Below are 23,289 nucleotides of genomic sequence, written 5' to 3' on the forward strand. Positions count from 1 at the left end.
GAAGGAGACAAGCGCATGAGCGAATCCGTCAGCCTCCCGGCACTCGGAGAGAGTGTCACTGAGGGCACGGTCACCCGCTGGCTGAAGAATGTCGGTGACCGTGTCGAGGTCGACGAGCCGCTGCTCGAGGTCTCGACCGACAAGGTCGACACGGAGATCCCGTCACCCGTCGCGGGTGTCATCGAGGCGATCCTCGTCCAAGAGGACGAGACCGTCGAGGTCGGCACCGCACTCGTGACCATCGGCGATGGTTCCGGGTCGGGTGCAGCACCCGCTGCTCCTGAGGCAGAGGCACCCGTGGCCGCCCCCGAAGCAGCAGCACCCGCCGCTGCCCCGGAGCCCACGGCAGCGCCGGTTGCGCCGGCGGCCGTGCCTGTTGCTCCGGCCCCTGCCCCTGTAGCCGAGCAGGTTGCTCCTGCTCCGGCAGCACCCGCGGCCGAGCCGGTTGCTCCTGTCGCTGAGCCGGCAGCCCCGGTTGCTCCCGCTCCAGTCGCTGAGCCGGCAGCCCCGGCTGCTCCTGCTCCTGTCGCTGAGCCTGTTGCCCCGGCTGCTCCCGCTCCGGCAGCAGAGGCTGCGCCTGTCGCCCCGGCGTCCGCCGCACCTGCGCCCGAGACCGCCCCGACCGGTGGCGCCCACGCCGGCTCCGCCGGATACGTGACGCCCATCGTGCGCAAGTTGGCCAACGAGCAGGGCGTCGACCTCGCGAGTGTCACCGGAACCGGTGTCGGCGGTCGCATCCGCAAGCAGGATGTCATCTCGGCGAACACCGCACCCGCGGCATCCGCAGCACCGGTCGCGACGCGTCAGCCGCTCGAGGTCTCGCCGTTGCGCGGCACCACGGTGCCGATGACGCGACTGCGCAAGGTCGTCGCCGAACGCGCCGTCGTGTCGATGACGTCGACCGCGCAGCTCACGACCGTGGTCGAGGTCGACGTGACCCGTGTCGCGCGCCTGCGCGACAAGGTGAAGGGCGATTTCCTCGCCAAGACCGGCAACAAGCTCTCCTTCCTGCCGTTCTTCGCCATGGCCGCCGCCGAGGCGCTCCGCGCGTACCCGATCATCAACTCCACTGTCGATGGCGACACCATCGTCTATCCGGCGCAGGAGAACATGAGCATCGCGGTCGACACCGAGCGTGGCCTTCTGACTCCGGTCATCCGCGACTCCGCCGAGCTCGACCTCGCCGGCCTCGCGGCACAGATCGCCGATCTCGCAGACCGGACGCGCAACAACCAGCTGAAGCCCGACGAGCTCTCGGGTGGCACATTCACCCTGACGAACACGGGATCACGCGGGGCGCTCTTCGACACACCCGTCGTATTCCTGCCCCAGTCCGCGATCCTCGGCACCGGCATCGTGGTCAAGCGGCCCGTCGTCGTCTCGACCGACGGCGCCGACGCGATCTCCGTGCGCTCGATGGTCTACCTGGCGCTCTCGTACGATCACCGCATCATCGATGGCGCCGACGCTGCCCGCTTCCTCACGGCGGTCAAGAGCCGCCTCGAAGAAGGAGCCTTCGAAGCCGATCTCGGCATCTAGTCGAAGATCTCACGCAGTCGCCAACCGGCCTCGCCCCTCATCACGAGGAGCGAGGCCGGTTCTCGTTCGTCGACGGCAAACGGAACGGTCAGTAATACCGCCGAGCCCATCTCCGCAATGACCGTGATGCGGCTCGAGTCGAATGCAGGCGGGGTGCCGCCTCCATCACGGGCGACGGCCATGTCGGCGGCATCTTCGGCTTCACTCACGGATCCCGGTTGCAGCACCCCTGACAGGCACGCCAGGTCGAGGGCGGCAAAGCACTCGGCACGACGATCGAGCAGTGAGACGGCGGCCGCGACGACGTCGCCGCCGGTCGACGCGTCGGATTCGGATGGCGGCGACCCGTCATCGACCGATGGGTCCGCACCGGGTGCGACTGCGACGTTCGCGGCATCGCTGTCGTCACCTGCCTCGGGTGCTTCGGGGACTGCACTGGCGCCACCTCCGGCGATTGGACCTTCAGTGGAGCCGGCCGTCGCGGGGGGAACGAGGGTCAGCAACAGCACGAGTACTCCCCCGCCGACGAGCCCGCCGACGAGGAGCGCCGGCCGACGACGCCGCACGGCGTCTCGGAGGCGACCACGGCCACCGGACTGGCCATCGCGGTCGGTGCCGCGGTGAACATCTTCTGGATTGCGAGCGAGGAAGCCCGGCAATTGTGCCAGCTCGAGTAGCGTCCGGAGCCCCCTGCGACGGTCGGGCACGGCATGGTCGGCCCGGGTGCCGTCGTCGAGGTCTGCCGCCGTTGCCCGTGGCTCGAGCGGGGCGGTCACCCGCGCCGGCAGACCTGCGCGGCGGGCGCGAACGACCTGACCGCCGATCGGAGTCGGAGCGGCGGCCGCGAACAGCGCGCGCTCGAGCTCGGCTTCGCACGGAGTGAAGGGCCGCGCCGTCAGCCGAGTGCGCAAGAGCTCGGCCGCCGGAGCGAGCTCTTCGGACGGCCGAGTCGCATTGATCACCTCGTCGACGAACTCAGCGAGGGCGACGTGCCCAGCTCGAACAACGGGAGTGCGGGCGTGTGCGGCAGCGGGGAGACGCTCGAGCCTCCCCAGCCCGATCAGGCGCGGCCGCCCCAGATCATCGAGCAACACGTCACCGGGTGAGAGCCGTGTATGCACGAAACCGAGCCGCGCGAGCTCGGCGACGGTGACCACGATCGGCGCGAGAATCGTGACCGCTTCGCCGGGCGTGAGGGTTCGTTCGCCGATGATCCGAGCCACTGAGGGTCCGCTCAGGCGCTCGACCGCCACCGCGCAGCGCCCGTCGTCGAGGGAGGCGATATCGAAGAGCTCGGGCAGTGAGCCCGAGGCATCCGTCGACATCGCCTCGATCTCGGCCGCGATCGAGGCGCCGGGCACTTCTGCGCCGTACACCCGCACGGCTACCAGTGGGGCAGACTCGGCGTTGTCGGCTTCGGCAGGTCGATCGACGGTGGCGAGGAACACATCAGCTCGTTCACCGGAGGCGATGCGGCGCAGCAGGCGATAGCCCGCGAGCGTCGAAGACGGTGGCGGCTGCCCTTCGGGCAACGTATCGGCGGGAACCCCTCTGCCATGTCGAACCATGGAGTCAGCCTGCGTCTGCAGTGACCGTGCGAATCGCGATCGACCACCGTTGGTGGACCGGCTCGCGGAACGCCGGGTGTTGAGGAGGAGTGACCTCGGCACGAACACCATGCTCGACTTCGTCGTCGCGGGGCTCAATCGCGCAGGCGGTCGGCTCGCGACATCCAAGTCTCGGGCCGCTCGATTATCGCGGTCCGAGACGGCCCGCTGCGCCGGTATCCTTGAGACCATGGCACGCACCAAGGACGCATCGAAGGCTCAGAAGGAGCCCGGCCGCATGAAGCAGATGTGGCAGGTCTTCCAGATGACCCGCCGCTACGACCCCACCGCGCAGTGGCTCATGCTCCTCGGCTTCCTCGCCCCAGTGCTCGTCAGCCTCGGTCTGGCACTCTGGCTCGGCGAGGGCAACGGCCTCACGATCGCTCTCTGGGTCGTTGCCGGCGTCCTCGCCGGCCTGCTCATCGCGCTCGTGATCCTCGGCCGTCGCGCCGAACGCGCCGCATACTCGCAGATCGAGGGTCAGCCCGGTGCCGTCGGCGCGGTGCTCCGCAGTGGTCTCCGCGGCGGCTGGGTGGGCAACGAGATGCCGGTGGCCGTGAACGGCAAGACGCAGGACGCGGTCTATCGCGCGGTCGGCCGCGGCGGTGTCGCCCTCATCAGCGAAGGCCCGACCACTCGCACGAAGCGCATGCTCGATGACGAGCAGCGCAAGGTGACACGAATCCTGCCCAACGTGCCGATCACCCTCATCTCGGTCGGAAACGACGAAGGATCGATCGAGCTTCACCGGCTCCCCGCGGCGCTGCGCAAGACGAAGCGGTCGCTCACCAAGCCCGAGGTACTCGCCGTCTCGAACCGGCTGAACTCGCTGCAGACTTCGCTTCCGATCCCCAAGGGCATCGACCCGATGAAGGCCCGCCCGCAACGCGGCAAGATGCGCTGATCCGCTCTTCGACCACGTTCAGCGGCTCGGGTCAGGATCACTCAAGACCGGATGAGCACCGTGCCGGCGAGCTTGTCGTGGAAGCCGCGTTGATCGGCGTCCCAGATGAGCGCGGGCACGACCAGGAGGAGCAGCGCGGTGCGCACGAGCGGACGCCAGACGCCGACCCAACCGCCCGAGAGCGGCACGACGTACATGCCGAGCAGACGATGTCCGATGCTTCCGCCGAGTGTCGGGATGAACACGATCTGTAGCGCCGCGAACGCCAGCGTCGTCACCCACGTGTAAGCGGACGATTCGTACGGCGTGAAGAGCAACGCGGTGAGCATCGCGGTCGCCCAATCGATCGCGAGTGCAGCGATGCGCCGGCCTGCGCGGGCGACTGAGCCTCGGCCTTCGGCCGGAAGTCCGAGTCGTTCTCCCGGCCACCGGTTCGGCTCGAGATCTCCGAAGGTCTGGGGTTTCGCGTCAGGCACCCGATGAGTCTACCGAGCCGCTCTCGGCGTAACATGGCCGAAACATTCCGGTCACGGCAGGGAAACGGCACCCGGCTAGCGTCAATACCGGCTGTGAAAGTCCGTCCGGTCCACCCGCCCCTTGGAGATTCCGTCACATGTTCAGTGATTCGTCCGAAGTTCTCAAGTTCATCAAAGAGACGGATGTCAAGTTCCTCGACATCCGCTTCACCGATCTTCCGGGCGTGCAGCAGCACTTCAACATCCCGGCATCCACCGTCGATGAGGAGTTCTTCACCGTCGGCCAGCTCTTCGACGGCTCCTCGATCCGCGGATTCGCGAACATCCACGAGTCGGACATGCAGCTGATCCCCGACGTGACGACCGCGTACGTCGACGCCTTCCGCGCCGAGCGCACGCTCATCATGGTGTTCGACATCTACAACCCGCGAAACGGCGAGATCTACGCGAAGGACCCGCGCCAGATCGCGAAGAAGGCCGAGAAGTACCTCGCCTCGACGGGCATCGCCGACACCGCGTTCTTCGCCCCCGAGGCCGAGTTCTACGTCTTCGACGACGTGCGCTACGAAGTGAACCAGCACTCCAGCTTCTACTCGGTCGACTCCGAAGAGGGCGCCTGGAACTCGGGCCGCACCGAAGACGGCGGCAACCTCGCCAACAAGACCCCCTACAAGGGCGGCTACTTCCCGGTGTCACCGGTCGACAAGCAGGCCGACCTGCGCGACGACATCTGCCTGAAGCTCATCGACGCCGGCCTGATCCTCGAGCGCAGCCACCACGAGGTCGGCACGGGCGGCCAGGCCGAGATCAACTACCGCTTCGACACGATGGTGCACGCGGCCGACGACATCCTGAAGTTCAAGTACATCGTCAAGAACACCGCCGAGCAGTGGGGCAAGACGGCGACGTTCATGCCGAAGCCGCTCTTCGGTGACAACGGCTCGGGCATGCACACCCACCAGTCGCTCTGGAGCGAAGGCAAGCCGCTCTTCTACGATGAGGCCGGCTACGGCGGGCTCTCCGACCTCGCACGCTGGTACATCGGCGGTCTGCTCAAGCACGCGCCCGCAGTGCTCGCGTTCACGAACCCCACGGTGAACTCCTACCACCGCCTGGTGCCGGGTTTCGAGGCTCCCGTGAACCTCGTGTACTCGGCCGGCAACCGCTCGGCCTCGATCCGCATTCCGATCACGGGCACCAACCCGAAGGCCAAGCGCATCGAGTTCCGCGCGCCGGATGCCTCGGGCAACCCGTATCTCGCCTTCGCCGCGCAGCTCATGGCGGGCCTCGACGGAATCAAGAACCGTATCGAGCCCCACGAGCCCGTCGACAAGGACCTCTACGAGCTCCCGCCCGAGGAGGCCAAGTCGATCCCTCAGGTTCCCGGTTCGCTCGGCGAAGCTCTCGCAGCGCTCGAGGCCGACCACGACTTCCTCCTCGAGGGCGGCGTGTTCACCAAGGAGCTCATCGAGACGTGGATCGACTACAAGCGCGAGAAGGAGCTGAAGCCGCTGGCCCAGCGTCCGCACCCGTTCGAGTTCGAGCTCTACTACGGCGTCTAGCCATTTCCCGCGGGAATACTGGCCGCAACGGGCATTTAGTCCGCGGTTAGTCCGTAGAAGTTTCGACAGACCCCTCTGAGTCAGCACTCAGGGGGGTCTTTCGTGCGTTCAAGACTGCGGCGACCGCAGCACGCGAACTGTCGTCCGAGTCCGGCCAGAGGTGGCTGTAAGTGTTCAGGGTGACCGTGGCCGACGCGTGACGCATCCGCGCTTGCACTACCTTCACGTCGAGCCCCGCCGCGATCAGCATCGACGCGAAGTAATGCCGAAGATCATGATGCCGGAATCCTTCAGGTAGACCCTCCACCTTCTTGCGGGCCTCGATCCACTCACGATTCAACTGGTACGGGCCGACGCCTCGACCGAAGACGCCAGGAATCACATGCACTTCGCCGACGTTCTCGCGCATCATCGTCGCCAACTCGAGCGGGATCGGGACCGTGTCACCTGAACGATCAGTCTTCAAGTCACCTTTCCCGTGCTGCTTCGATACGGTCACCGCACCATTCACCCAGTCGACGTCGTCAAGTTCCAGCGCCGCGCACTCGGCGACCCTCAACCCGGCGAAAGCGCCGAGCAGGAGCATGTTCCTGTACGCCGGCTTCAGCGCCTCGTGCAGTGACCAGACCTGAGCCGTAGTCGCCACGTAAGGCCGCTGTGAGGCTGCAGGAGGGCTTGTTCTACGTGAGCACGGGTTACGCGCGAGGACGCCGTCATGCACCGCGTCAGAGAGGATCTGACTCAGCCGCGCGTGCAGCGCATAGGTGTAGCTCGTCGAGTACTTCTCCGAGAGTTCAGCCATCCACGTTTTCACATCCGACGGCTGGATCGTGCGCAGTTGCCGATTCTTGAACTCCTCGCGAATCACCTTGATATGAACATTGGCCTGCACGACGGTCTGAGGCTTGTTCGAGGCGTAGCCGGCGACCCACTTGTCGAGCCACTCCCCCATCGTCATCTTCGACGTGTGCGGATCAACCCACTTACCTGCAGCCATTGCCGCCGTCGCCTCATCAAGCCATTTCTGAGCCGAACCGAGGTGAGGTTCCGTCTTCGACCCGTGGCTGTACTTGAAGTGCTTGGCGTATTCCTTACCGTCCGGCCCTCGATACCGCGCCCGGTACGTCCCGTCAGGACGCCGCTGGATGCTCGCCATCGGCCTTCTCCGCCAGTGCGCGCATCGAGGCTATGTCGGTGACCAGGAGGTCGGGATCGCCAATATCGCGTTCGATTGCAGCTTGCGCGGCCCATTCAGCCACGACACTCACTGGGAACTTCAGCACCTCGAGATTGGCGAGTGCCTGTCTGACTTGCTTTGCTTCTTCCGTCTCGTCAGTGAGCGTGCTCACCCGAAGGTGTAGATCGTCGACTACATGTGTCAGATCCTCGTACCACTGCAGCGTGTGCATGACCTTGAGAATTGCCCGCGTCATACTGTCTCGTGTTGCGTCCATACCTTTGATGAGCTCGGCTGCGTAAGGGCCGCGTGTCATGTCGGTGATGCGGCTGCCGAGGATCTCTGCCAATACGCGAGCTTCACCTAGCCGGATTGGGCGGTCCCCCTTCTCTGTGCGACTGACGGTCATCTGCGAGTAGGTATCAAAGCCCCTCTCAGTCATCTTTCGCGCCAGTTCGCTCTGGCTCATCCCTCGCTGTGTGCGGAGTTCGGCCATGCGGCGCGCGAAGTGTTCTTCGTCCTGCAGTGTCGTCATGCCTGTCAGTATTCCACAATTGCGTGGATGGTTGCACGCTGTCGTGGAATGCATTAGTGTTGAGGGATCATCGTAAACGTTTGGAGACAGCATGACTACCCAACTCGCACTGAGCGAAGACCGGCACCAGTCGGCAACCCGCCGGTTCTATTTCGTGAACGAGGTGGCCGCCGAGCTTCGCCGCTCCGAAGCTTCTATTCGCTGGCTAATCCACACCGGGCAGCTGAAGACCGGCAAGATCGGCGGTCGCATCGTGGTGTCAGCTGCCGAGATCGACCGCATCATCGATGCCGCGTTCGACGGATAGATCCGTTGACCACTCGCGGGGCTGACCATTCGCCCGGCTACAACCCGCTGACTCACGCGGACCCGGTGGTCGACGCTGTCATTCGCAAGCTTGAGGGCCAAAACCTCATGATCTCAACCGAAGACGGAACACGTATCTGGGTCAGCGGAGCGGACTTGAAACCGCTCCTCAAACTCTGGACGTTCCACGTCACCCGCAAGGGAATGGTGCGCGCTCGTCTCAAGAAAAATGCTCCCGAAGTGCTGGAACACACGGGAGCAGAAACCGAAACCCCTCTGAAAGGAACCGATCATGTCCACCAAGTCTAGCGTAAAGGCACCCACCGCCACTCGCGCCGCGCAGAAGCCCAAGAAGCCACTCTGGATCGACCTGCCCGTAGAGGTGCGCAACCTCGACCACGCCATCGAGGCCGTGACCCGGCCCGAGAAGATGTTCAAGTCGGGTGCTCACGAGTCCCTCGAGAATCGGGTGATCCACCTCCGTGCACTGGCAGACGCCGCGAACGAAGCCGCTACCGCCGCAATCAAGGACGTACCCGGCGCGCTCACGATGTTCGCACACGGTCTCGAGGTCGGATCCCTGGCCTACGTGATCCGCAGCGTAACCACATCCGACGACTACAAGGGCGGGCAATTCGTGAGCCACAGCGCCAGCGCCTCTCACTGGTCCGCGATCGGAGCCGAGTGGGGCGATGACGACAGGGAGCACAGGAGCACCAACCTCGGTATCTACAGGTTCATGGGCGCCGACGGCGACAACGACGGCTTCTTCGTGCCCGTGCAGAACGCCGTACCCGACCAGCTCACCGCCGCGTCGGACGCCGAGCAGTGAAGGGGGTAGCGATGGCTAACCAATTCGCATTTGATGACCTCCCGCAGCTCACGTATCCGCCCGACCCTCGACACGAGTTCAGGTTGGGCGCGTGGGCCGCGGGGTGGGCCGCATGCCTCGACTGGCTGCAGCCACAACTCGATAGCGCAAACCGAACCGCCGATCACTGGTACCTCCGCGCTCACTACTCCGAGCCGCAGATCCGCGACATGCGGCGCCGTGCGATGGACGCCGGCGCTCACGAGTATTGGCAAGAATTTCTAGGAGAGGTGGCCGCATGACCGACGAACAGCGCACCGCAGTCGCCACACCCGCGCGACTCATCCGCACGGAAGCTCAGCAGTGGTTCTGGGAAGACCGGATCCCGACGGCGACGCTCTCAGTCTTTGCCGGGCGAGGCGGCGAAGGCAAGAGCAGCGTCGCGTTCCACATGGCCAGCGAAATCACCCGCGGCACCCTGCCAGGGAGCTTCTACGGGGAGCCTTCACCTGTCCTGATCTGGTCGGGTGAAGACCGATGGGAGACCGTCATCCTTCCCAGACTCGTCGCAGCAGGCGCCGACCTCGATCGGGTCTTCAAGCTCGGCATCGAATCGACCATCGACCAGGACACCCTCGAGGTGACCCCGAACCTCCCCGGCGATATCGAGCTCGTGCGCTCGATGATCATCGAGACCGGGGCGCGGCTCGTCATCTTCGACCCGATCAGCTCGACGATGGGCGGCGATCTGAACAAGGAGGCCGACACCCGCCGCACTCTCGACTCGCTCGCTCGGATCGCTCACGCAACCGGCACAGTTGTCCTCTGCGTTCGCCATTTCAATAAGGGCGGCGGGAACGCGTCCGACAAGATGAGCGGCTCACATGCGTTCCGTGACGCCGCACGATCCGTCTTCCTCTTCGCCACGGATGAAGAGACCGGCCAGCGGATCATGACGCAGGACAAGGGCAACTACTCCGAGCATGGAACAGGGTCTCTCGCGTTCGCGCTCGAGTCCACCGATGTCGAGACCGACGACGGCCACATTGCCGCCGTCGCCCGCGTAGTGATGCTCGGCGAGTCCGACCTCTCAGTCGGCGACATCATCAACCGGGTCCCCTCGACCGACGACGATCACGATGACCGGAACGCGGCTCAGGCGTTCATCCTCGACTATCTCAACGGCGTCGACATTCTCGAGGCTCCCGCATCGGCCGTGCTGAAGGCGGGCAGGGCCGCAGGGTTCAACGAGACCGAGATGAAGAACGGCCGGAAACGATGCCGGGAGCCGCGGATTGCATCGCGCAAGTCGGGGTTCGGTACCGGATGGGTCTGGGTGATCGAAAGCGAAGGAGTCACCCAAGGTGTCCAAGGTGTCGGCTCACGTGAGAGTGACACCTACGACACCTTCGCGACACCTTCGACGCCGCATCCGGCCGTGGGAACTGTAGGAAACGAATCGGAACCCACCCCTTCCACCCATCCCACCACCGAGTTGCTATGGGGGTCCACCGACCCTGACTCCTGCATCGGCTGCGGCTGGCCGACCCCGTGCGACCGCCCCCACACTGCTCTCGAAGAGATCCGTTTGGGGGTACACGCATGAGCGCCGTGGATCGTCGTGTTGTGGAGCTCGCAGCCGCATATCGATGCCCGGACTGTCTGAGCGAAAGCCGGCTCATTGACGGTGGGGGTGGCGTTTACGTGCTCCAGGTGATGCACGACGGCTCGTGCCCGTTCCTACGGAGTAGGACATGATGCCCGGACTCGACGTCGGGGTCCGGTGCGAGTCCCATGTCGGAGAAGTGTTTCAGCCGCGCTGTTCCGCTTGCGATCAGGAGAGGGATGCGGCGCGCACGGCGCCTCGTATCGGCGAGTGCCCCCGTCACCCTTACTACGTGTGCGGTGGCGTGTACGGGCCGTGTGCGCGCTGCAGGCGGGAGACCGATGACTCACCCGCGCCGGTGACGTCATGAGGGGGCAGGAAGCGTTCATCGCTCTTACCGCCCTGCTGCGTACGCGTGCTCCGCTTTGTGCAGGCGATGACCGTTTCGTCGCCGATGAGCTGACACCTGCCGAAGACCTCGAGATGACGGAGCTTTGCACCCTCTGCCCGCTGCGTGCCGCATGCGAGGCATACGCGATCGAAGGCAGACCCGACGGTGGATTCTGGGCCGGCCGCAAGAGAGGACGAACCACATGATCGACACCATCGGCAAGACCGGCGGCTGGGGCACATGCATGGACTGCACCGGCAACATCCGGCAGATCGAACTCACCGCAGGTCTATGGATCTGGAAAGTCCTACGGCACGACGACACCTGCCCACAACTCAAAGACGTGCGCTCGTGAGCCGCCTCGAGTTCTACCGCGACATGTCCCGCACCCAAGAGCGCCACGTCAGACGCCTCCGCAAAGCACTCCGCAACATCCAAAGCCAACTCGACGAACTAGCCGACGAGATCGAATCGATCCTCGAGGCACGGGAAGACAAATGACCCAACTCACGGTCGGAAACGATTTCCGACCTGAGTCCGAAGACACCACTACCAAGGAGAACATCTAATGATCAAGTTCCCGCGCCACATGCGCCCCACCGCCGTAACCGAGTCGATGATCACAACCCCTGAACTCAGGGCCGCATGGGATCTGCTCAGCCACGCCATCCGTGAACACGACAAACTCGACGACACCATCGAGCACGGAAAGTTGAAGCTCCAACAGCAGCACACCACCTACGCCGCAGAACTCAGGGACGCAGCCACGAACGGCACCGACCTCTCGAAGATCAAGGCCCCGCCCAGCACATTCGACAGCACCGCCATCGACGCCCAGAAGAAAGCCTGGGCCGACAAAGCCATCGACGCGACCCAGCGCCTTCACGACCTACTGCTGCGCGAAGCCCCCAAGGCCGGCGACAGCATCATCACGCAACTAGAACAAGCCGAGCAGGAAGTGTTCGACACGTTCGAGATCGTGAAGCAGAAGATCGCAGCACTCGACCAACTCAACCGCCGCCGCATCTTCTACCGTCAGATGCAACTCTTCCCCAACGACATTCCCAACGTGAGCCAAGCCCTGACGAACCCGAGCCAGACACTCACCATCGGGACAACCAAGGAGATCACCCGAGTAGCGATGACCTGGCGCGTCGAGGAACTCACCACCCAAGATCGCCTGACCCAAGACGCACTCGGCAACAGCACCGACAACGACGAACGCAACACACTCAACGACGCAGGCAACGAACTCGTGCGACAGAAGCTCGACCTCATCGCCCACATCGAACGAGGAACCCGCGCGTAAAGCCACCGCCCGCATCCCATCGACCGATGAAGGGGTGGGCGGGGGTCCCCCAATCACACGGCGCTCAACACCGCCGGTGAGGGCAAAAGAATGTCGGGCGGTAGGGAGCTTCGGTTTTTTGGAGGTTTGAGATGAGTGGAAGCAGCAAGATTCCGGCTGTTCCGGATGGGATCGGTGAGCGTGGTGGGGCGTTCTGGAAGTCAGTGCAGGAGGAGATGGAGTTCGATGCTCGTGAGTCGGATCTGTTGGTTGAGGTGTGCAGGTCTCTGGACATGATCGACCGGTTGTCATCGTCAATTGCGGTTGACGGTGTGATGATCATGGGTTCGCAGGGTCAGAAGGTGTTGAACTCGGCGGTTGCTGAGTTGCGGCAGCAGCAGGCGTCGTATGCGCGGCTGGTGTTGCAGTTGAACCTGGGTGGGGCTGTGGCGAGTGAGGGCATGAAGTCTGCTCGTGCGTCTTCGGCGTCGGAGACTGCGAAGCGTCGTTGGGCGAAGCGGGAGGCGCCGGGTGCCTAGGTTGCGAGCGGCTGCGGTCGCCGAGGTGAGTGGCGTGCCGTCTGAGTTGTTGGACGAGTCGAACGATGCGTGGCGGTCGAAGGCTGCGACGGTCGCTTGGTTGCGCCGGCATGGGCTGTCGGCGTCGGGTCCGGAGTTGGAGTGGGGTCCGTTGAATCGGCATATGGTGTCCGCTTTTCGGTGGGCGCGTGATGCGGGGGTGGTGAAGCCGCCGTTGGCAAATGGCTTTGTCGGTCCGGACTATGAGCGGATGCGGGCAATGGGTTTGCCGAACGGTGACGGTAGGTGCGCGGTCGAGCGGTTGATTGCGTGCGGGGTCAAGTTCGACGAGTGATCAAGGTGGCGTGTTTGCGCTACAGGGCAGTTCGGCGTCCGCATTGTGCGGGCGTCTTTCATTTCTACCGGTGGGGGGGCAGGCAGATGAATAGGTGGCAAATCGAGTAACGAAGGTGACGTTAACGGCGCAGGTTGCCGGGTACATAGCCGGTATGGATAAGGCCGCGAAGGCGACCAACGAGACGTCTAACGCTGCGGGCAAGCTCGCGGCGCAGGCCAACGGCTTTCAGCAGGTGGGTCGCGCATCGTTGGCGATCGGTGCGATGGCTGCAGTGGGTGTTGGTCTGGCTGTGGCGAAGTTCGCGGCCTTTGATGCTGCGATGTCGAACGTTCAGGCTGCGACGCATGAGTCGACGGCGAACATGTCCGCTTTGCGTGATGCGGCGCTGGATGCTGGGGACCGGACTGTGTTCTCGGCTGTCGAGTCGGCGAACGCGATCGAGGAGCTTGGTAAGGCGGGTCTGTCGACTGGGCAGATTCTTTCGGGCGGTCTGAACGGTGCCCTGGATCTGGCTGCGGCTGGTGGGCTCGAGGTGGCTGAGGCTGCGGGTATCGCCGCGACCGCCATGAAGCAGTTCAACCTTGAAGGCTCAGATCTTCCTCACGTCGCTGACCTGCTGTCGGCTGGTGCGGGTAAGGCCGTTGGTGACGTCTCCGACCTGTCTGCTGCGCTCGGGCAGGCCGGTCTGGTGGCGAATGGTGCCGGCCATTCGATTGAGGACACGACTGGTGTTCTGGCGGCGTTCGCGGATGCGGGCCTGTTGGGTTCCGATGCGGGTACGTCGCTGAAGTCGGCGCTGATTGCGTTGCAGGCTCCTACTGCGAAGGCACAGTCGGTGATGTCTGATTACGGTCTCTCGTTTTATGACGCGAACGGTGCGATGAAATCGTTCGACGAGATCGCCGGTCAACTTCAGACGAAGCTCGGGTCGTTGAGTGATGAGCAGCGTAACTCGGCGCTGGCGACCATCTTCGGTAACGATGCGCTGCGTGTCGCGAACGTCCTGTACGACGAGGGCGCTACCGGCATCGCGAAGTACATCGATCAGACGAACGATGCCGGCTATGCGGCTGAGACTGCCCGGATCCGTCTGGACAACCTCTCTGGTGATGTCGAGAAACTCGGCGGTGCGCTCGATACGACGTTCATTAAGACGGGTTCTGGTGCGAATGATTCGCTGCGTTCTCTGACGCAGGCTGCGACGTGGGCTGTGTCCGAGATCGGCGCGTTGCCTGAACCGGTGCTTGCGGGCGGGCTTGCGTTGACGGGTCTCGTCGGTGCGGTGGGTCTGATGGGTGGCGCCGCTCTTTTGGCGGTGCCGAAGATTGCCGAGTTCCGGGCAGCAATGGCCGCAATGAACCTGAGCGGTGGTGGCATGGCCCGCACCCTTGGCGGTGTGACCGGTGCGCTGGCGCTCGCGGGTGCTGCGTTCGCGGTCTGGGCTGACCGGCAAGCTGACGCAGCCGCAACGACCGCTGACCTGCAGGCGACGCTTGACGAGTCCACGGGGGCGATCACTTCCTACACGCGTGAGCTCGTCGCGAAGCAGCTCGCTGAGAAGGGCGTGTTTGCCGCGGCGAAGGACGCTGGGATCTCGCAGAAGGAACTCACTGATGCTGTCCTCGAGGGCGGTGCTGCGTACGACGAGTACGCAGGGAAGATTGCCGGGAACAACAACATTGGCAACTTCTTCACCGGGGTTGGTGTGCGGGCTGGCGATGCCACTCGTGCGCTGAACGAAATCTCCGACGCCCTGCCTCGTGCCGCTCAGAACCTTGAGGATCAGCGGGCCGCAGCGGATGGTTCCGCGGAGTCCACAGACACGGCGGCTGACGCCTACCTGACCGCTGCGGATAGTGCGGCTGCGCTGCAGTCGAACCTTCAAGGCCTCATCGACACAGTCAACGAGGCGAACGGTGTTGGCCAGGATGCGGTGTCTGCGAACTCCGCGTACCAGGATGCGATGGCCAGCGTCGGGGAGACCGTGGCGCAGGCTCAGGCGGGCGTAGACGGCTTCTCAACGTCGGTTGATGAGTCGACGGCTGCGGGTGCTGCGAATGCGGCCATGTTCGCCGAGCTGGCGGGCAAGTCTCAAACGGCTGCCGCAGCCCAGCTCGCGGTTGATGGGAACACGAAGAACTACACGGCCTCACTCGCGGCCGGCCGCGAAGCGCTGTACAACCAGATTCTCGCGTTGACTGGGAACGCGACCGCAGCGCAGGCGTTGACCGACAAGATCTACGCGATGCCGTCGGAGAAGCAGATTCAGATTCTCGCCGACACGCAGGCCGCACAGAATGCGCTGGACAAGTTCATCTACTCGAACAACGGGCGCACGATCACAATCGTCACGAACAATGTGGGGGTTCGGACGACGGTCGGCAACGACGGCGGCCCTGGCGGGTTCGCTGACGGCGGGCAGTTCTGGCCGCGCCTGTCGGGCGGTTCGCCGACATGGTGGAAGGACGGTGTTGTGCAGGGTCCCGGTGGCCCTCGAGACGACCGTGTCAACGCAATGCTGTCACCGGGTGAGTTCGTCGTGAACGCTGATGCGACGAACAAGCACCTCGACATGTTGAACGCGATCAACTCGGGCACATTCAGGCGGGAGAACTACGGCAGCTACGCCACGTCGTACGCGTCCCAGCATTCGTCACCGGTCGTGAATGTTGCAGCACCCTCGCTTGACGGTCTCAAGCTGCGCCTCGATGTCGGAGGTCGTGAGATTGAGGCCGTCATCCGGCAGGAAGCCGGCGTCGTCGTTGCTCACAACGAGCGTCAGAACACGCGCATCTCGCAGCGCGGACACGCCGGCGTGTACTGATACGAATGGCCCTCTCTTCGGGGAGGGCCATTCTGCCGTTAAGCGCGAGAGGATGAGGTCATGATTGAGGCGATCACTGCTGAAAAGTTCCAAGAGATGACGGGGTACGACGTATCCGTGACGCATCTTCTGTTCGAAAACCATCGAGGCTTCACCTCGATTGACTCGCCAACGTTCCAAGCGCTCACCATTGACCTCGTCAATGAGATCATCACCGATAAGGGTGGCGGCTATCTTCGGATCCTGCACGAGACTGACGCAGCACTCCGGCGGCCCCTCGCCAATGCAGCCATGCGAATGATGTGCGCGATCATTCTCGAAAGCACCTCAACAGACGTGATCACCATCGGAATGTTCGAGCGTCGAATGAGCCAGTTCGTCACGTCCTACCGGCGCCTGAGCGTTCAAGATGGCGAAGCAACCGTCTAGGCCTCGATTGCGGCGATCTTGCAGGTGCGGCAGTAGGGGATGCCAGCAAGCCCGCTGACGCAGCGGGTGCCACAGTTCGGGCAATCCGGTTCCGTCGCCGCAAGGCCGTCACTCATGGCAGGAAGTCTACGCACCACAACTCGAGCGGCCCCGAATTCCCGGCGTAGTCCGCAGGAAGTCCGCAAAAGTCCCAAGATCACCCCTACACCCACACCGCCGGTCAACACGTAAACCGCTGGTCAGCCGGCGGATACCATCGCCCCCAACAACGGCCAATAGCCCCGGAATAGTACGAGCTCTACTACGGCGTCTAGATAACTGCAGCCTGCTCTGCTGTCCCCAGGATCTGTGCCTGCATCACCAGCAGACAACAGATCCGACCTGAATGGGCCCGCACCGCTTCGGCGGGGCGGGCCCATTCGCCGTTCACAGGTTCGGTCGAAGCAAAGCCGAACACCTCACCCGGAGGTGGGTTCTCGCCGCACCTCGATGCCGTAGAAACCACGATCGAACACGGCCCGCGCGCGGCGCGTGACGTGGAGGTAATCCTGTTCGAGCTGCGTCGCCGAACCGGGCGGGTAGCCCATGATGCGGGCGACACCCTCGAGCTGCGACCGCTCGACCGGCAGCACGTCAGTGGTGCGATCGAGCCACAAGGTGAGCGCAGAGCGCGCTCGCGAGGCAAACACCCAGGCTGCGCGAAGCGTTTCAGCGTCGGATGCCTCGACGAGGTCGTACTCGACGGCGGCCGCCAAAGCGTCAAGCGTCGAGGTCGTGCGGAGCGCTGGAACTTCGGCGGCGTGCTGCAGTTGCACGAGCTGCACGAACCACTCCACGTCGGAGAGGGAACCTCGCCCGAGTTTGAGGTGCCGGGTCGGGTCGGCGCCCTGCGGCAGCCGCTCGTTCTCGACGCGTGCCTTGATGCGCTTCACCTCTCGCACATCGTGCTCGCTGATCGAGACCGGGTATCGCACGGTGTCGGCGAGTTCCGTGAACGCATCGACCAGCCCACGGTCGCCAGCGACGCCTCTGGCCCGCAGCAGCGCTTGCGCCTCCCACGTCAGCGACCACCTCGCGTAGTACGCGCGGTACGCGTCGAGTGAGCGGGCGACGACCCCGTTTCGTCCCTCAGGGCGCAGATCGGCATCGAGATCGAACGGCAGGCGCGCGTCTTCGCTGAGGCGCACGAGCTCGGCGACGATGCGCAGCGCCCGCGAATGCGCGGCGTCGGCCGCGGCATCCGTCGCCCGATAGACGTAGATGATGTCGGCGTCCGAGCCGATGCCCAGTTCGCGCCCGCCGAACCGCCCCATGCCGATGACGGCGAACTCGATGCCGTCGGGCTCGGGAGCCCTGATGGCCGCAACGAGTGCAGCGATGTGGTTCTCGGTCACGTCGCTCAACCCGTGCCCGAGCTCCTCGACGGTGCAGACGTCGAGGATGGCGGACAGCGCCAGCCGCAGCACCTCACGGCGCCGGATGGCACGGAAGATCTTCGCGGCGGCATCGGGCTGCTCGTGCCGTCGAAGCACCGCGCGAGTCTCGTCTTCGAGCGCCGAGAGCGACCGAGGGCGCAACTCGTCGATGTCTTCGAGCCAGGCGACCGCCTCGGGGCTGCGCTCGAGCAGCTCTGCCGCGAAGCGGGAGCCGGTCAGCACCCTCGTCAATCGGAGCGCAGCGTCTGACGAGTCGCGGAGCAGCCGCAGATACCAGTGCGTGGTGCCGAGGGTGTCGCTCAGGCGGCGGAACGACAACAGCCCGAAGTCGGGGTCCGTTCCATCGGCGAACCAGGAGATCAGCACCGGCATCAAGTGCCGCTGGATCTGCGCGCGCCTCGACACACCGGTCGTGAGCGCGGCGATGTGCGCAAGCGCTCCCCGCGGGTCGCGGAAACCGATCGCCGCCAGACGTGCCTCAGCCTGGTCGCTCGTGAGCCCGAGACCGGATGCTGGCAACGCCGCGACCGCCGAGAGCAGGGGGCGGTAGAAGAGGCGTTCGTGCAGGCCGCGCACCCGTTGACGGGTGCTCTGCCACACCGTCGTGAGTTCGCCGGCGGTACGACCGAGACCGGAGGCGCGCGCGAGTACTCGGAGCCGATGCTCGTCGCGAGGCATGAGGTGGGTGCGACGAAGCCGTTCGAGCTGCACGCGGTGCTCGAGCACCCGCAGCACCCGGTAGTCGCGGGCGAACTCCGCGGCCTCCTCTCGCCCGACGTAGCCGCGCTCTGCGAGAGCTGCGAGGGCGGGCAGGGTGCCGCCCTGACGGATGCCGTCGTCGGTCGCGCCATGCACGAGTTGCAGCAACTGCACGGTGAACTCGATGTCACGGATGCCGCCGGGCCCGAGCTTGATCTGCACGTCGACTTCATCGGCCGGGATGTGCTGGGTGACCCGCTCGCGCATGGCCTGCACCGACTCGACGAAGCCCTCGCGGCTGGAGCTCGTCCACACCTTCGGCGCGACGCCATCGGCGTAGCGGCGTCCGAGGTCGTGGTCGCCGGCGAGTGGACGGGCTTTCAGGAGGGCCTGGAACTCCCAGTTCTTCGCCCAACGCTCGTAGTACTGCAGGTGCGACTCGAGCGTGCGCACGAGCGCACCGTCTTTACCTTCGGGCCGGAGGTTCGGGTCCACCTCCCACAGGGGCGGCTCGATACCGGGCTCGCCGATGATGCGCATCGTGAGCATCGCGAGACGTGTCGCGATCTCGAGGGCTCGTGGCGTGGAGACGACGGTCTCGTCGGCAGATTCAGCGACGAAGATCACGTCGACATCGCTGACATAGTTGAGCTCGCGGGCGCCTGCCTTGCCCATGCCGATGATCGCGAGCCGAGTCGCCTCGACCTCGGCTGCGAGATACAGACCGGGCGCCGCAGTCGCACCGGAATCGCGAGTGATCACGCGCCGAGCGGCTTCGAGCGCGGCGTCGAGGGTCGCCCCAGCGAGATCGGCGAGCCCAGCAGCGACGACCTCGACAACGTCGACCGGGTTGCTCCGTGTGAGGTCGAACACGGCGATGTCGGCGAGCAACCGGCGATACCGGATGCGGACGGCGCTGGCAGCGGCCTCGGAGTCGCCGGGTGCGATCGAGACCTCGTCGAGCGCGGCGAGCAGCGATGCTCGTGCGTCGTCGACGCTCGGCGGTGAGATCGGCACCTGTTCGAAGACGGTGAGCTCCGCGGGGTGTCGCAACATGAACTCGGCGAAACCGCGCGACGCGCCGATGAGCCGCGCCAGGCGCGCGGCGGCACTCTCGTGCGCGAGCACCGCCGCGAGCTCGGCCGGAGCCTGCTCATGGAGTCGTTGCACGACCGCGAGCGCCTCGTCGGGATCGGCGGCTTGGGCGAAGAGGTCGAGCAGTCGCTCGACGTCGATTCCCGTCTCGAGCGAGAGCCCCGCGAGTGCAGTCGCAGCGCCGTCGAGGTCGGCGAAGCCCGCACGAGCGACTCTTCCGAGCGTGGGAGTCTGCCGAGACATCCGCTGCGAGGTCAGAGGATCTCGAGGTTGCGCTGCAACTCGAACGGCGTGACCTGCGAACGGTAGTCGCGCCACTCGGCGCGCTTGTTCGCCAGCACGTAGTTGAAGACCTGCTCGCCCAGCGTCTCGGCGACGAGCTCGGACTCCTCCATGCGCTGGATCGCGTGGTCGAGGCTCGCCGGAAGGGAGTCGTAACCGAGCGCCCTGCGCTCGCGGTCGGTGAGGGCCCACACGTCGTCTTCGGCCTCGGGAGGAAGGTCGTACTCCTCTTCGATGCCCTTCATGCCCGCAGCGAGCAACAGCGAGAATGCGAGGTAGGGGTTGGCCGCCGAATCGATTGCACGGTACTCGACCCTTGCGCTCTGGCCCTTGTTCGGCTTGTAGAGCGGCACCCGCACGAGCGCGGATCGGTTGTTGTGGCCCCAGCACACGAAGCTCGGCGCCTCGTCGCCGCCCCAGAGTCGCTTGTAGGAGTTCACGAACTGGTTGGTGACGGCGGAGATCTCACCGGAGTGCCGAAGTAGGCCCGCGATGAACTGCCGGCCGATCTTCGACAGCTGGTACTGCGAGCCGGCCTCGTAGAAGGCGTTCGCATCGCCCTCGAAGAGCGAGAGGTGCGTGTGCATGCCGGAGCCCGGGTATTGCGAGAACGGCTTCGGCATGAATGTCGCGTAGACGCCCTGCTCGATCGCGACCTCTTTGATCACCGTGCGGAACGTCATGATGTTGTCGGCGGTGGTGAGCGCGTCTGCGTAACGCAAGTCGATCTCGTTCTGCCCTGGGCCGGCCTCGTGGTGGCTGAATTCAACCGAGATGCCGAGGTCTTCGAGCATTCGCACCGAACGGCGACGGAAGTCGTGGGCCGTGCCGCCTGGAACGTTGTCGAAGTAGCCGGCCGAGTCGACGGGCTCGGGGCCCGCTTCGCCGTACTTCGACGACTTCAGCAGGTAGAACTCGATCTCGGGATGCGTGTAGAACGTGAATCCACGGTCGGCAGCACGTGCGAGGGTGCGTTTCAGCACATTGCGCGGGTCGGACACCGCCGGTTCGCCGTCGGGCGTCGTGATGTCGCAGAACATGCGCGCGGTCGGATCGATGTCACCGCGCCACGGCAGCGTTTGGAACGTCGTGGGATCGGGGTAGGCGAGGAGGTCGGACTCGAACGTGCGGGTGAGACCTTCGATGGCCGAACCGTCGAACCCGATGCCCTCGGTGAACGCACCCTCGACCTCAGCGGGGGCGATGGCCACCGACTTCAGGGTGCCGACGACGTCGGTGAACCAGAGCCTGACGAACTTGACCCCTCGCTCCTCGATCGTGCGAAGTACGAAGTCGCGCTGCTTATCCATCCACACCCTCTCTCGCACCTCTCAGCGTACTGGCTCGCACGCGCCCACGAGAGCGGGAGCGGGTACCGCGTATGCCAGACTTGGCCCATGTCAGGCGAGCTTCAGACCGCAGCATCCGACTCCTCGGCCGGCGCCGAGCAGAACCCCTACAGCGGCGGCGCCGCAACCGGAGGGCCGAAGCGCGTGCGCACCCGGCACTTCCAGAACGCCAAACGTGACGGCATCAAGATCACGGGCCTGACGAGCTACGACCAGCTCACTGCCCGCATCTTCGACGAGGCCGGCATCGACTTCCTCCTGGTCGGCGACTCGGCGGGCAACAACGTCTTCGGCTACGAGACGACACTGCCGGTCACGGTCGACGAGCTCATCCCCCTCACCCGAGCGGTCGCAGGTGCCGTCAAACGCGCCTTCGTCGTGGCCGACATGCCCTTCGGCTCCTACGAGAACGGCCCCGAAGACGCGCTGCACACCGCGGTTCGGTTCATGAAAGAGACCGGCGCGCACGCCGTGAAGCTCGAAGGCGGTGAGCGCAGCCACAAGCAGATCCGTCGCATCGTCGGCGCCGGCATCCCCGTCATGGCGCACATCGGCTACACGCCGCAGAGTGAGCACGGCCTCGGCGGTCACGTGATCCAAGGGCGCGGCGAAGGGGTCAAGCAACTCCTCGCCGACGCAAAGGCCGTGCAAGAGGCGGGCGCGTTCGCCGTCGTGCTCGAGATGGTGCCGGCCGATGCCGCGCGTCAGGTGACCGAACTCCTCGAAATCCCGACCATCAGCGTCGGCGGGGGGCCCCACACCGACGGTCAATTGCTCGTCTGGACAGACTGGGCCGGACTCACAATCGGTCGGGTGCCGAAGTTCGTGAAGCAGTACGCCGACCTCTCGGGCATTCTCAGCGCAGCCGCGAAAGAATGGCGTACCGACGTCGAGTCGGGCGTCTACCCGGGCGCCGAGCACTCGTACGAGTAGCGAGCTCCCTGAGCTTGTCGAAGGGAGCAGCCACGCCCACTTCGACAGGCTCAGCGAACGGAGCTCGCGGTCGGGTCAGTCTTCCGCGGCTTCTTCCTCGGCCCACTTCGCGCTGTTCGCGCGCAGGATGTCGAGCGCCCGCTCCGCCTCGGCGCGAGTCTCGAACGGACCCACCCGATCGGTCGACGGCGACTCGAATCCCTGCTCCACTTCACCGGTGCGCAGGTTGTACCAGAACAGGTGTTCGACATCCTCGGCCATAGGCTGATCCTATGCCCAAGGACGCTTCCGGCCACCTGATTCCCGGCCGCTTGTCGCCGACGCGAACCGTGCCCGCCTCGATCGCACGCCCCGAGTACGTCGGAAGGCGGACGCCGGCACCCTACTCGGGTGGCGACCGTTACTCCCCCGAGGAAGTCGAACGCGTTCGTGCCGCCGGACGGGTTGCCGCAGGCGCCATCGAGGCGGCGTCGGCCGCGATCAGGCCCGGCGTGACAACCGAAGAGCTCGACCGCATCGTGCATGAGCACGTCGTTGCGCACGGCGCATATCCGTCGACGCTCGGCTACCGCGGATACCCGAAGTCCTCCTGCACCTCGGTCAACGAGGTCATCTGCCACGGCATCCCCGACGACACCGTGCTCACCGACGGCGACCTCGTCAACATCGACGTCACCGCCTACCTCGATGGCATGCACGGAGATCTCAATCACAGCTTCTTGGTCGGCGAGGCGAGCGACGAAGCCGCGCAGCTCGTCGAGCGCACCAGGGAGGCGCTTCGCCGAGGCATCCGTGCCGTCGCACCGGGTCGACAGGTCAACGTCATCGGACGCGCGATCGAGGCATACGCGAAGCGCTTCGGCTACGGGGTGGTGCGCGACTACACGGGCCATGGGGTCGGTCGCGCATTCCACTCCGGACTGATCGTCCCCCACTACGACGCGCCGGAGCACGACACGGTCATCGAGCCCGGCATGGTGTTCACGATCGAACCGATGCTGACCATCGGCGCGATCGAATGGGATCTGTGGCCAGACGACTGGACCGTCGTCACGCGCGACCGCTCACTCACCGCCCAGTTCGAGCACACCCTCGTCGTCACCGAACGAGGTGCCGAGATCCTGACCCTCCCCTGATCGTCACTCGTGCAGCTCGCGATAGTGT

At 65.0% G+C, this 23,289-nt stretch carries 23 protein-coding genes; 16 read left to right on the top strand and 7 right to left on the bottom strand.

Annotation, left to right across the window (positions count from 1 at the left end; all coding sequences use genetic code 11):
- Positions 1 to 15: 15 nt before the first annotated feature.
- Entirely contained in the window at positions 16 to 1,539 is a 1,524-nt protein-coding gene (locus AC1C2T_RS16745; protein WP_495386040.1) for a 2-oxo acid dehydrogenase subunit E2, read from the top strand.
- Here AC1C2T_RS16745 and AC1C2T_RS16750 read toward each other — a convergent pair.
- Complete coding sequence (locus AC1C2T_RS16750) at positions 1,536 to 3,107, bottom strand: serine/threonine-protein kinase (RefSeq protein WP_495386041.1); 1,572 nt, start codon at positions 3,105 to 3,107, stop codon at positions 1,536 to 1,538. The two genes, AC1C2T_RS16745 and AC1C2T_RS16750, sit on opposite strands and share 4 nt — an antisense overlap.
- A 229-nt stretch (positions 3,108 to 3,336) precedes the next feature.
- Here AC1C2T_RS16750 and AC1C2T_RS16755 point away from each other — a divergent pair, with 229 nt between their 5' ends.
- The gene (locus AC1C2T_RS16755; protein WP_495360063.1) at positions 3,337 to 4,050 is read left to right on the top strand and encodes a DUF4191 domain-containing protein; all 714 of its coding nucleotides are present in this window, start codon (positions 3,337 to 3,339) and stop codon (positions 4,048 to 4,050) included.
- Positions 4,051 to 4,091: 41 nt separating this feature from the next.
- Here the strand turns inward: AC1C2T_RS16755 and AC1C2T_RS16760 are convergent, their stop codons facing one another.
- Positions 4,092 to 4,526, bottom strand: a complete 435-nt coding sequence (locus AC1C2T_RS16760) for an RDD family protein (protein WP_495360064.1) — start codon at positions 4,524 to 4,526, stop codon at positions 4,092 to 4,094.
- A gap of 137 nt (positions 4,527 to 4,663) precedes the next feature.
- On the opposite strand from AC1C2T_RS16760, the gene glnA reads away from it, so the two are divergent.
- Entirely contained in the window at positions 4,664 to 6,088 is a 1,425-nt protein-coding gene (glnA, locus tag AC1C2T_RS16765; protein WP_495360065.1) for a type I glutamate--ammonia ligase, read from the top strand.
- A 46-nt stretch (positions 6,089 to 6,134) separates the two neighbouring features.
- Here the strand turns inward: glnA and AC1C2T_RS16770 are convergent, their stop codons facing one another.
- Entirely contained in the window at positions 6,135 to 7,244 is a 1,110-nt protein-coding gene (locus tag AC1C2T_RS16770) for a tyrosine-type recombinase/integrase (protein ID WP_495386042.1), read from the bottom strand.
- On the bottom strand, positions 7,219 to 7,800 hold the full coding sequence (locus tag AC1C2T_RS16775) for a helix-turn-helix domain-containing protein (protein WP_495386043.1): 582 nt from the start codon (positions 7,798 to 7,800) through the stop codon (positions 7,219 to 7,221). Before AC1C2T_RS16775 ends, AC1C2T_RS16770 begins: the two co-directional genes overlap by 26 nt.
- Before the next feature lie 91 nt (positions 7,801 to 7,891).
- Here AC1C2T_RS16775 and AC1C2T_RS16780 point away from each other — a divergent pair, with 91 nt between their 5' ends.
- The 11 genes from AC1C2T_RS16780 (at position 7,892) to AC1C2T_RS16830 (ending at position 16,331) form a co-directional block, all read left to right on the top strand.
- On the top strand, positions 7,892 to 8,107 hold the full coding sequence (locus AC1C2T_RS16780; RefSeq protein ID WP_495386044.1) for a helix-turn-helix domain-containing protein: 216 nt from the start codon (positions 7,892 to 7,894) through the stop codon (positions 8,105 to 8,107).
- 5 nt (positions 8,108 to 8,112) lie between these two features.
- Complete coding sequence (locus AC1C2T_RS16785) at positions 8,113 to 8,415, top strand: hypothetical protein (RefSeq protein WP_495386045.1); 303 nt, start codon at positions 8,113 to 8,115, stop codon at positions 8,413 to 8,415.
- On the top strand, positions 8,399 to 8,938 hold the full coding sequence (locus tag AC1C2T_RS16790) for a hypothetical protein (protein WP_495386046.1): 540 nt from the start codon (positions 8,399 to 8,401) through the stop codon (positions 8,936 to 8,938). Before AC1C2T_RS16785 ends, AC1C2T_RS16790 begins: the two co-directional genes overlap by 17 nt.
- Before the next feature lie 277 nt (positions 8,939 to 9,215).
- Entirely contained in the window at positions 9,216 to 10,523 is a 1,308-nt protein-coding gene (locus tag AC1C2T_RS16795) for an AAA family ATPase (protein WP_495386047.1), read from the top strand.
- A gap of 366 nt (positions 10,524 to 10,889) precedes the next feature.
- Positions 10,890 to 11,120 carry a WhiB family transcriptional regulator gene (locus tag AC1C2T_RS16800; protein WP_495386048.1) on the top strand — a complete coding sequence of 77 codons (231 nt, stop codon included), beginning with the start codon at positions 10,890 to 10,892 and terminating at the stop codon, positions 11,118 to 11,120.
- Positions 11,117 to 11,269, top strand: coding sequence for a hypothetical protein (locus tag AC1C2T_RS16805; RefSeq protein WP_495386049.1), 153 nt, complete (start codon positions 11,117 to 11,119; stop codon positions 11,267 to 11,269). The genes AC1C2T_RS16800 and AC1C2T_RS16805 overlap by 4 nt, the downstream gene beginning before the upstream one ends.
- A complete protein-coding gene (locus tag AC1C2T_RS16810; RefSeq protein ID WP_495386050.1) occupies positions 11,266 to 11,415 on the top strand; it encodes a hypothetical protein in 150 nt (49 codons plus the stop codon). The genes AC1C2T_RS16805 and AC1C2T_RS16810 overlap by 4 nt, the downstream gene beginning before the upstream one ends.
- An 88-nt stretch (positions 11,416 to 11,503) precedes the next feature.
- Positions 11,504 to 12,223 carry a hypothetical protein gene (locus AC1C2T_RS16815; protein WP_495386051.1) on the top strand — a complete coding sequence of 240 codons (720 nt, stop codon included), beginning with the start codon at positions 11,504 to 11,506 and terminating at the stop codon, positions 12,221 to 12,223.
- Between the two features lie 131 nt (positions 12,224 to 12,354).
- The gene (locus AC1C2T_RS16820; RefSeq protein WP_495386052.1) at positions 12,355 to 12,741 is read left to right on the top strand and encodes a hypothetical protein; all 387 of its coding nucleotides are present in this window, start codon (positions 12,355 to 12,357) and stop codon (positions 12,739 to 12,741) included.
- Between the two features lie 488 nt (positions 12,742 to 13,229).
- Positions 13,230 to 15,902: a phage tail tape measure protein gene (locus tag AC1C2T_RS16825; protein WP_495386053.1), complete on the top strand. Its 2,673-nt coding sequence runs from the start codon at positions 13,230 to 13,232 to the stop codon at positions 15,900 to 15,902.
- Between the two features lie 60 nt (positions 15,903 to 15,962).
- The gene (locus tag AC1C2T_RS16830; protein ID WP_495386054.1) at positions 15,963 to 16,331 is read left to right on the top strand and encodes a hypothetical protein; all 369 of its coding nucleotides are present in this window, start codon (positions 15,963 to 15,965) and stop codon (positions 16,329 to 16,331) included.
- A gap of 458 nt (positions 16,332 to 16,789) precedes the next feature.
- Here the strand turns inward: AC1C2T_RS16830 and AC1C2T_RS16835 are convergent, their stop codons facing one another.
- Both AC1C2T_RS16835 and AC1C2T_RS16840 read right to left on the bottom strand, forming a co-directional pair.
- Positions 16,790 to 19,804 carry a bifunctional [glutamine synthetase] adenylyltransferase/[glutamine synthetase]-adenylyl-L-tyrosine phosphorylase gene (locus tag AC1C2T_RS16835; protein WP_495386055.1) on the bottom strand — a complete coding sequence of 1,005 codons (3,015 nt, stop codon included), beginning with the start codon at positions 19,802 to 19,804 and terminating at the stop codon, positions 16,790 to 16,792.
- 11 nt (positions 19,805 to 19,815) lie between these two features.
- Complete coding sequence (locus AC1C2T_RS16840) at positions 19,816 to 21,153, bottom strand: glutamine synthetase family protein (RefSeq protein ID WP_495360067.1); 1,338 nt, start codon at positions 21,151 to 21,153, stop codon at positions 19,816 to 19,818.
- A gap of 87 nt (positions 21,154 to 21,240) precedes the next feature.
- On the opposite strand from AC1C2T_RS16840, the gene panB reads away from it, so the two are divergent.
- Positions 21,241 to 22,125, top strand: coding sequence for a 3-methyl-2-oxobutanoate hydroxymethyltransferase (gene panB / locus AC1C2T_RS16845; protein WP_495386056.1), 885 nt, complete (start codon positions 21,241 to 21,243; stop codon positions 22,123 to 22,125).
- A 75-nt stretch (positions 22,126 to 22,200) separates the two neighbouring features.
- On the opposite strand, the gene AC1C2T_RS16850 is transcribed toward panB, so the two are convergent.
- Positions 22,201 to 22,386: an SPOR domain-containing protein gene (locus AC1C2T_RS16850; protein ID WP_495360069.1), complete on the bottom strand. Its 186-nt coding sequence runs from the start codon at positions 22,384 to 22,386 to the stop codon at positions 22,201 to 22,203.
- Positions 22,387 to 22,397: 11 nt separating this feature from the next.
- Between AC1C2T_RS16850 and map the strand changes: the two genes are divergently transcribed.
- On the top strand, positions 22,398 to 23,261 hold the full coding sequence (map, locus tag AC1C2T_RS16855) for a type I methionyl aminopeptidase (protein WP_495386057.1): 864 nt from the start codon (positions 22,398 to 22,400) through the stop codon (positions 23,259 to 23,261).
- Positions 23,262 to 23,289 lie beyond the last annotated feature (28 nt).

It is taken from the genome of Agromyces sp. Y558, from assembly GCF_059445415.1.

Coding starts and splice junctions, on each gene's coding strand:
- AC1C2T_RS16775 (WP_495386043.1), bottom strand. CDS start 7,800: ATGACGACACTGCAGGACGAAGAACACTTCGCGCGCCGCATGGCCGAA.
- AC1C2T_RS16770 (WP_495386042.1), bottom strand. CDS start 7,244: ATGGCGAGCATCCAGCGGCGTCCTGACGGGACGTACCGGGCGCGGTAT.
- AC1C2T_RS16840 (WP_495360067.1), bottom strand. CDS start 21,153: ATGGATAAGCAGCGCGACTTCGTACTTCGCACGATCGAGGAGCGAGGG.
- AC1C2T_RS16745 (WP_495386040.1), top strand. CDS start 16: ATGAGCGAATCCGTCAGCCTCCCGGCACTCGGAGAGAGTGTCACTGAG.
- AC1C2T_RS16815 (WP_495386051.1), top strand. CDS start 11,504: ATGCGCCCCACCGCCGTAACCGAGTCGATGATCACAACCCCTGAACTC.
- AC1C2T_RS16805 (WP_495386049.1), top strand. CDS start 11,117: ATGATCGACACCATCGGCAAGACCGGCGGCTGGGGCACATGCATGGAC.
- panB (WP_495386056.1), top strand. CDS start 21,241: ATGTCAGGCGAGCTTCAGACCGCAGCATCCGACTCCTCGGCCGGCGCC.
- glnA (WP_495360065.1), top strand. CDS start 4,664: ATGTTCAGTGATTCGTCCGAAGTTCTCAAGTTCATCAAAGAGACGGAT.
- AC1C2T_RS16795 (WP_495386047.1), top strand. CDS start 9,216: ATGACCGACGAACAGCGCACCGCAGTCGCCACACCCGCGCGACTCATC.
- AC1C2T_RS16800 (WP_495386048.1), top strand. CDS start 10,890: ATGAGGGGGCAGGAAGCGTTCATCGCTCTTACCGCCCTGCTGCGTACG.
- AC1C2T_RS16835 (WP_495386055.1), bottom strand. CDS start 19,804: ATGTCTCGGCAGACTCCCACGCTCGGAAGAGTCGCTCGTGCGGGCTTC.
- AC1C2T_RS16790 (WP_495386046.1), top strand. CDS start 8,399: ATGTCCACCAAGTCTAGCGTAAAGGCACCCACCGCCACTCGCGCCGCG.
- AC1C2T_RS16825 (WP_495386053.1), top strand. CDS start 13,230: ATGGATAAGGCCGCGAAGGCGACCAACGAGACGTCTAACGCTGCGGGC.
- AC1C2T_RS16820 (WP_495386052.1), top strand. CDS start 12,355: ATGAGTGGAAGCAGCAAGATTCCGGCTGTTCCGGATGGGATCGGTGAG.
- AC1C2T_RS16830 (WP_495386054.1), top strand. CDS start 15,963: ATGATTGAGGCGATCACTGCTGAAAAGTTCCAAGAGATGACGGGGTAC.
- AC1C2T_RS16750 (WP_495386041.1), bottom strand. CDS start 3,107: ATGGTTCGACATGGCAGAGGGGTTCCCGCCGATACGTTGCCCGAAGGG.
- map (WP_495386057.1), top strand. CDS start 22,398: ATGCCCAAGGACGCTTCCGGCCACCTGATTCCCGGCCGCTTGTCGCCG.
- AC1C2T_RS16850 (WP_495360069.1), bottom strand. CDS start 22,386: ATGGCCGAGGATGTCGAACACCTGTTCTGGTACAACCTGCGCACCGGT.
- AC1C2T_RS16780 (WP_495386044.1), top strand. CDS start 7,892: ATGACTACCCAACTCGCACTGAGCGAAGACCGGCACCAGTCGGCAACC.
- AC1C2T_RS16755 (WP_495360063.1), top strand. CDS start 3,337: ATGGCACGCACCAAGGACGCATCGAAGGCTCAGAAGGAGCCCGGCCGC.